This is a genomic window from Intrasporangium sp. (assembly GCF_039812505.1).
Taxonomy (GTDB): Bacteria; Actinomycetota; Actinomycetes; order Actinomycetales; family Dermatophilaceae; genus Intrasporangium_A.
Map to the genome: position 1 here is coordinate 1 of NZ_JBDIAQ010000167.1, position 7,417 is coordinate 7,417.

Here is a 7,417-nt window from a genome sequence, read left to right on the forward strand (position 1 = left end):
GACCAGCCGAGCAGGATGACGTACGCCATCCGGTGGTCGCCCTCGGTGGGCTGGTCGATCCCGGCCGCCTCCAGTACGGCGGTGCGCATCGCGTCGTCCACCCGCGAGGCGTCGTCGCCCGCGCCCACCGCCGGGGCGTTCACCGAGTGCAGCATCGCCGAGGCGAGCAGCGGCCGGGACAGCAGTGCCTCGGTGGCCGACTCGATGACCGTCAGGACGGCGTCCTCGGGGTCGAGAGCGGCCTTGTTGCGGCGGCTGGGCATCTGCTCGCGCAGCTGTTCGAGCTCGCCGGCCAGCACGGCGGCATACAGGTGCGACTTGGAGGGGAAGTACCGGTAGAGCGTGTTCAGCGCGACGCCCGCCGCCTGGGCGACGTCCTGCATCTGGACGCCCTCCTCGCCCCGGGCCATCGTCAGCTCGCGAACGACCCGCAGGATGCGCCGGTACCGCTCGACCTGGGCCGGCGTGCTCGGCACGGCCGCCTCCCGGTTCTGCGCCAGCCTCGGCATGTCTGCCCCTTCCCGCCCGGCCATCCGGGCGACCCGTGTCGGCCCTTGACTGACAGGCATTCTCCCATCCGCGTCCCGGGCCCCTTGACAGATTCGTTTCTAGAATTCATTCTACATATACCGCACCACAGCAGCTGAGCCCGGACGCCGACGTCCGGAGGGAAGGCGATCACGACCGTGCACTTCACACTTGACGACGACACTCTGGCCCTGCAGAAGGAGCTGCGCGCATACTTCGACGCGCTGCTCACCCCCGAGGTCCGGCGCGAGCTGCACCACGAGGGCGAGCGCGGCGGCCCCACCCGCGACCGGGTCATGCGCCGGATGGGCGCCGACGGCTGGCTCGGCATCGGCTGGCCGACCGAGTACGGCGGCTCCGACCGCGGACCCGCCGCCCAGTTCGTCCTCTTCTCCGAGGCCTACCGGGCCGGCGCCCCGCTGCCGATGATCACCCTGACGACCGTGGCCCCGACGCTGATGGCCCACGGCTCCCCGGAGCAGAAGGCCTACTTCCTGCCCCGGATCCTGGCCGGCGAGCTGGTGTTCGCGATCGGCTACACCGAGCCCGAGGCCGGCACCGACCTCGCGTCGCTGCGCACCACGGCCCGCCGCGAGGGCGACGAGCTGGTGATCAACGGCAACAAGGTCTTCACCTCCGGCGCCGACGGCGCGGACTGGATCTGGCTCGCCGCGCGGACGGACCAGCAGGCCCCGAAGCACAAGGGCATCTCGCTGATCCTCGTGCCCACCACCGACCCCGGCTTCTCCGCCACGCCGATCCGCACGGTCGGTGGCGTGAGCACGACCGCGACCTACTACGACAACGTGCGCGTCCCGGTCGGCAACGTCGTCGGCGGCCTCGACAACGGCTGGAAGCTGATCACCACGCAGCTCAACCACGAGCGGGTCGGCCTGGCGGCCTTCTCCGGGATCAGCGTCGGCCTGCTCGAGGACGCCCGGGAGTGGGCGGCGCGCCAGACCCTGCCGGACGGCCGCCCGTACACCGACCTGCCCTGGGTGCGCGCCGCGCTCGGCCGGGCCACGGCCCTGGCCAACGTCATGTCCCTGATGAACTGGCGGCTCGTCGAGGCGACCGCCGACGAGGTGACCGACCCCGGCCAGGCGTCCGCCGCCAAGGTGTACGCCACCGAGGCGGCCCTCGAGATCTACCGCCTCACGCTCGAGGTCGTCGGCGCCGCCGGGCTCGAGGTCTCCGACGCCCCGGCCGGCATCACCGACGGGCGGCTGGCGCTGATGAACCTGTCCGCACAGATCAACACGTTCGGCGGCGGTGTCGCCGAGATCCAGCGCGAGATCGTCGCCTGGACGACGCTCGGAATGACGAGGGGTACCCGATGACCATGACCTTCCGGCCCACCGAGGACCAGGGCGACCTGCAACAGCTCGTCGCCTCGATCGTCGCCGGGCAGACGAACGACGAGTCCGTCGCGGCGATCGACGCCACGGCCGGCGCGTGGGACGAGGGGCTGCACGAGGCCCTGGTCGCCTCCGGGGTCGTCGAGGCCGTCGTCGGCGAGCACGACGAGCCCGGGCTCGGCATGGCCGGCCTCTACCTCGCCCTGCTCGAGGCCGGACGCGCCCCCGCACGAGTCCCGCTGGCCTCGACCGCCGTGGCCGGCCTCGTCCTCGCGCGGGCCGGCCACCCGGCCGCCGCACGCATCGCCGCCGGCGAGGTCACCGTCGCGATCAGCACCGGGGATCCGCTGCACGCCCTTCGCGTCGTCGGCGACCGTCTCGAGGGGACGCTCGGGATCGTGTATGCCGCTCAGCACGTCTCGCACCTGCTGCTGGCCGACGAGGGTGGCGCGCTCCACCTCGTGGCCGCCGACCACGAGGGGGTCGAGCTGCGACCCGCCGGCCTGGGCGTCGACGGCGCCACCGGCCGAGTCTCGGTGCCGCTCACCGAGCTCGACGTCATACCCGGCGTCACGCTGGCCGACGTGCTCCCGAGACTGCGCACCGCGCTCGCCGCCCTCGCCACCGGGGCCGCCGCCGAGGCGGTCCGGCGCACCGCCGACTACGTCTCGCACCGCGTCCAGTTCGGCCAGCCGCTCTCGACCAAGCAGGGGGTCGCCATCCGGGCCGCCGACGCGCACATCGACACCGAGTCGATGCGGCTGGCGACCATGCGGGCCGCCGTCGCGATCGACGAGGAGCAGCCCGACGCGGCCCAGGCCGCCACGGAGGCGGCCTGGTGGGTCACCACCGCCGGGGTCCGGGCGGTCCACGCCGCGCAGCACCTGCACGGTGGCATGGGCGCCGACGTCGACAACCACATCCACCGCTACTTCGTCCTCGTCCGTGACATCGCCATCGCGCTCGGCGCCGCCGACGCCCTGCTGGCCGAGATCGGCGACGCCGTCGTCGCCGGGAAGGGAGTGCTCCGATGACGCTCGCCACCTCCTGCTCCACCTCCACCACCGAACCGGCCGCCACGCCAGCCGGGCCGGTGGACGCCCCGGCCACCACGGCCGAGCTCGTCCTCGCCCGGCGCGGTGACGACAAGGTCGGCATCCTCTTCGAGGACGAGAGCTGGACCTGGGACGCCTACGTACGCGAGGCGATCCGACGCTCGCACCTGCTGCGCGACCGGATCGACCCGGCCCGCCCGCCGCACGTCGGGATCCTGATGGGCAACCGTCCGGAGTACCTGTTCGTCTGGGGCGCGGCCGCGCTCGCCGGGCTCACCCTCGTCAGCCTGAACCTGACCCGACGCGGTCAGGAGCTGGCCGACGACGTGCTGGCCACCGACTGCCAGCTCGTCCTGGTGGGCGACGACGAGTACGAGGCGCTCTCCGCGCTGGACCGGGACCGGGTGCCGGTGGTGCAGGTCGACTCGGCGGACTACCGCGACGAGGTCGCAGCGCAGGACGACACGACGCCTCCGGAGGTGCCGGCGGCATACGACCCGGCGACGATCCTGATGATGCAGTTCACCTCCGGGTCGACCGGGCGGCCCAAGGCGGCGCTGTGCTCGACCGGCCGGTTCGCCATCGCCGCCTCGTTCGGCCTGGGCGGCATGACCCGCGACGACGTCGCCTACAACGCGATGCCGCTGTTCCACTCCAACGCCCTGCTCGCCTGCTGGGCCAGCCCGCTCTACCTCGGCTCCGGCTTCGCGCTGGCCCGCCGCTTCTCCGCCTCCGGCTTCCTCGATGACCTGCTGAAGTTCCGGGCCAGCTACTTCAACTACGTCGGGCGAGTGCTGTCCTACCTGCTGGCCCAGCCCGAGCGGCCCGAGGAGAAACAGACCAACCTGAAGGCCGTGTGGGGCACCGAGGCCACCACCCGGGACCGCAAGGAGTTCGCGCGCCGGTTCGGCGTCGAGCCCTTCGAGAGCTACGGCTCGTCCGAGGGCGGGCTGAACTTCGTGCGCACCCCGGACACGCCGGAGGACGCGCTCGGCCTGCCCCCCACGACGGTCAGCTACCAGGCGGCGGTGCTCGACCCGTTCACCCTCGAGGAGAAGCCGCGGGCCCGCTTCGGCCCCAACCACACGATCCTCAACCCCGAGGAGGCCATCGGCGAGCTCGTCGCCCTGGGCAACGCCGGCACCTTCGAGGGCTACTACCGGGACCCGGCCGCCACGGCCGAGCGCACCCGGGAGGGCCACGTGTGGAGCGGCGACCTCGGCTACCGCGACGAGGCCGGCTTCTTCTACTTCGCCGGCCGGGGCGGCGACCGGTTCCGGGTCGACGGGGAGAACTTCACCGCCGCCCCGATCGAGCGCATCGTCGGCCGCTACGAGCGCACCCTGCTGGCCGCCGTCTACCCGGTCCCCGACGAGGTGAGCGGCGACCAGGTGATGCTCGCCCTGCAGCTCGACGGCGACGCGCCCTTCGACCCGGCCGACTTCGCCCGTTTCCTGCAGGACCAGCCCGACCTCGGCACCAAGTGGGTGCCGCGCTACGTGCGCATCGTCTCGGCCCTGCCGGTCACCGCGACGAACAAGATCAACAAGCCGGCACTGCGTCGCGAGCACTGGGACACCTCGGACGAGGTGTGGGAGCGCAGCGACCGGCAGTTCGCCTATACCCGGCTCGACGACGAACGTCGTCGCGAGCTGTACACCCGTTATGCGGAGAGCGGCCGTGAGCCGCTGCTGAAGCGCTGAGGAGACGCACATGCCCAATGCAACGCAGGCCCGATCCGAGATCGCCCGGATCATCGAGAGCGGCGAGGTCCGCCACTACCAGTCGAGATACGCCATCACCGACCGGGCGATCGGCGCGCTGACCGACGTGCTCGGCGACACCAACCCGATCTACACCGACGACGCGGCCGCCCGCGCCGCCGGCCACCCGGGCGTCGTCGCCCCGGCCACCTCGCTGCAGGTGTGGGCGATGAACCGGCTCGACGAGCAGCTGCCCCCCAGCCCGGTCGACAAGGCCTACCAGGTCCTGCAGGACAACGGGTTCACCAGCGTCGTGGCGGTCAACGGCGACCAGACCTACGACCGCTACCTGACCCCCGAGGACCGGCTGCACAGCGAGGAGCAGGTCGAGTCGATCTCCGAGCTGAAGCAGACCGGGCTCGGGCCGGGCCTGTTCATCACCACCCGGATCATCTTCCGCGACGAGGCGGACCAGCAGGTCGGCACGATGCGGTTCCGCACCCTCTGGTACGCCCCGGGCGACCAGCAGACCTCGAGCACGGAGAACTGACATGACCGCGACCCCGACCCGGCAGCGCCCTGCCGTCAACCTCGACAACTCCTTCTTTTTCGAGAGCCTGGCCCAGGGCCGGCTCACGATCCAGCAGTGCACCGAGTGCCGCACCCACCGGCACCCGCCCGTGCCGATGTGCCCCCGGTGCCACTCGCTGTCCTGGCAGGCCGACGAGGTCAGCGGGCACGGGACCCTGACGACCTACACCGCCCTGTACCACCCGGTCCTGCCGCCGTTCGTGCCCGGGTACCTCGTCGGCCTGGTCGAGCTGGACGAAGGCGTCCGGGTCGTCGTCAACCTCGAGTTCGCCGAGGACGAGGCGCGGATCGGGATGCCCGTCGACGTCGTGCCGCAGCGTTACGACGACGACCTCGTGCTGCCCGCCGGCTACATCCCCGGCCGCCCCCACGTCGTCGTGTCCTCCACCGAGTCCGCAGTTGCACAGGAGAGCCGCTCATGACCACCACCACCAGCCCCGCTGCCGAGAGGACGGCCACCGTCCTGCCTCCGCTCACGATCCCGGTCACGGCGACGCTGGTCGCCGGCGGCGCCCTCGCCACGCACGACTACTCGCTCGTCCACCACGACCGGGCCGCGGCCCTGGCCGCCGGCACGCGCGACATCTTCATGAACATCCTCACCACGACCGGGCTCATCGGCCGGTACGTCACCGACTGGGGCGGTCCGCGAATCCGCCTGTCCAGCGTGAGCGTTCGACTGGGACACCCCGTGCACCCCGGTGACACGCTGACCTTCGCCGGTGAGATCGCCGAGTACGACGAGGCGACGCGCCGGGCCACGATCACGGTCTCGGCACGGACCGAGGGCGGGCAGCACGCCTCCGCCACGGTCGTCGCCGTCCTGCCGGAGGACGCCCCGAACCCGACCGCCCCGACCCACGAGGGAGACGCACGATGACAGGCATGCACGGCACCACCGCGATCGCGGGGATCGGTGCTACCGAGTTCTCCAAGGCTTCCGGCCGGTCCGAGCTCCAGCTGGCCATCGAGGCCTCGAAGGCGGCCCTCGACGACGCGGGCATCGCCCCGTCCGAGGTCGACGGCTTCGTCTCCTACGGCATGGACACGTCCCCGTCGATCGACGTCGCCCGAGGCCTGGGCGCCGAGGCGCTCACCTACTTCGGGATGGTCGACTACGGCGGCGGCGCGGCCTGCGGCACGATCATGCACGCGGCCATGGCCGTGGCGACCGGCGCCGCGCAGACCGTCGTGGCCTACCGCGCCTTCAACGAGCGCTCCGGGGCCCGGTTCGGCACCGCGCTGAACGTCGACGGCTGGGGCGTGGACGCCCGCGCCGCGAACTACGCGTGGTACCTGCCGCACGGCCTGATGACCCCGGCCTCGTGGATCGCGATGTTCGCGCGGCGCTACATGGACAACTACGGCGCCACCAGCGAGGACTTCGGCCGCGTGGCCGTGCTCGACCGCCAGCACGCCGCGACGAACCCGAAGGCGTGGTTCTACCAGAAGCCGATCACGCTCGAGGACCACCAGGCGTCCCGGTGGATCGCCAAGCCGCTGCACCTGCTCGACTGCTGCCAGGAGTCCGACGGCGGGCAGGCCTTCGTCATCACCTCGCTGGAGCGGGCCCGCGACCTGGCCGGCACCCCGGCGGTCATCCGCGCCTCGGCGCAGGGAGCGGCATACGACCAGCACTCGATGACCAGCTTCTACCGCGCCGACGCCGACCGGCCGCTGCCCGAGATGGGGCTGGTGGCCCAGCAGCTCTGGGACAAGTCCGGTCTGCGGCCGGCCGACATCGACGCGGCGGTGCTCTACGACCACTTCAGCCCGTTCGTGCTCGTCCAGCTCGAGGAGTTCGGCTTCTGCGGCCGCGGCGAGGCCAAGGACTTCCTCGCCGACGGCAACGGCACCCTCGACTCGGCGCTGCCGATCAACACCCACGGCGGTCAGCTCGGCGAGGCGTACATCCACGGGATGAACGGGATTGCCGAGGGTGTCCGCCAGATCCGCGGCACCGCGGTCAACCAGGCCAAGCGGGCCGAGAACGTCCTGGTCACCGCGGGCACCGGGGTACCGACGAGCGCGCTGATCCTGACCGCGGACGTGTGAGTCGCGCGAGGGCCGGCACGGCGACAAGCCCGAGTCGACACCAACCCGAGTCGACACCCACCCGATTCGATGTAATAGCGAGGTCTCTGGGACGCGCTATTACATCGACCGGCGCCCACGTCATCAC

The 7,417-nt window shown here is 71.9% G+C and carries 8 protein-coding genes; 7 read left to right on the forward strand and 1 reads right to left on the reverse strand.

Features of this window, described 5'->3' with window-relative positions:
• On the reverse strand, window positions 1-509 hold a 509-nt coding region (locus WMI84_RS15845; RefSeq protein WP_347354742.1), incomplete at its 3' end, for a TetR family transcriptional regulator.
• A gap of 177 nt (window positions 510-686) precedes the next feature.
• Here WMI84_RS15845 and WMI84_RS15850 point away from each other — a divergent pair.
• From WMI84_RS15850 to WMI84_RS15880, 7 genes are read left to right on the forward strand one after another with little or no spacing between them, the layout of a single operon-like run.
• On the forward strand, window positions 687-1,868 hold the full coding sequence (locus tag WMI84_RS15850) for an acyl-CoA dehydrogenase family protein (RefSeq protein WP_347354743.1): 1,182 nt from the start codon (window positions 687-689) through the stop codon (window positions 1,866-1,868).
• Window positions 1,865-2,920, forward strand: a complete 1,056-nt coding sequence (locus WMI84_RS15855) for an acyl-CoA dehydrogenase (protein ID WP_347354744.1) — start codon at window positions 1,865-1,867, stop codon at window positions 2,918-2,920. Before WMI84_RS15850 ends, WMI84_RS15855 begins: the two co-directional genes overlap by 4 nt.
• Window positions 2,917-4,644, forward strand: a complete 1,728-nt coding sequence (locus WMI84_RS15860; RefSeq protein WP_347354745.1) for an AMP-binding protein — start codon at window positions 2,917-2,919, stop codon at window positions 4,642-4,644. Before WMI84_RS15855 ends, WMI84_RS15860 begins: the two co-directional genes overlap by 4 nt.
• Before the next feature lie 10 nt (window positions 4,645-4,654).
• Window positions 4,655-5,194, forward strand: coding sequence for a MaoC family dehydratase N-terminal domain-containing protein (locus WMI84_RS15865; RefSeq protein ID WP_347354746.1), 540 nt, complete (start codon window positions 4,655-4,657; stop codon window positions 5,192-5,194).
• Between the two features lies 1 nt (window position 5,195).
• The gene (locus tag WMI84_RS15870; RefSeq protein ID WP_347354747.1) at window positions 5,196-5,657 is read left to right on the forward strand and encodes an OB-fold domain-containing protein; all 462 of its coding nucleotides are present in this window, start codon (window positions 5,196-5,198) and stop codon (window positions 5,655-5,657) included.
• The gene (locus WMI84_RS15875; protein ID WP_347354748.1) at window positions 5,654-6,115 is read left to right on the forward strand and encodes a MaoC/PaaZ C-terminal domain-containing protein; all 462 of its coding nucleotides are present in this window, start codon (window positions 5,654-5,656) and stop codon (window positions 6,113-6,115) included. Before WMI84_RS15870 ends, WMI84_RS15875 begins: the two co-directional genes overlap by 4 nt.
• 5 nt (window positions 6,116-6,120) lie before the next feature.
• Entirely contained in the window at window positions 6,121-7,290 is a 1,170-nt protein-coding gene (locus WMI84_RS15880; protein ID WP_347354749.1) for a lipid-transfer protein, read from the forward strand.
• Window positions 7,291-7,417: the final 127 nt, after the last annotated feature.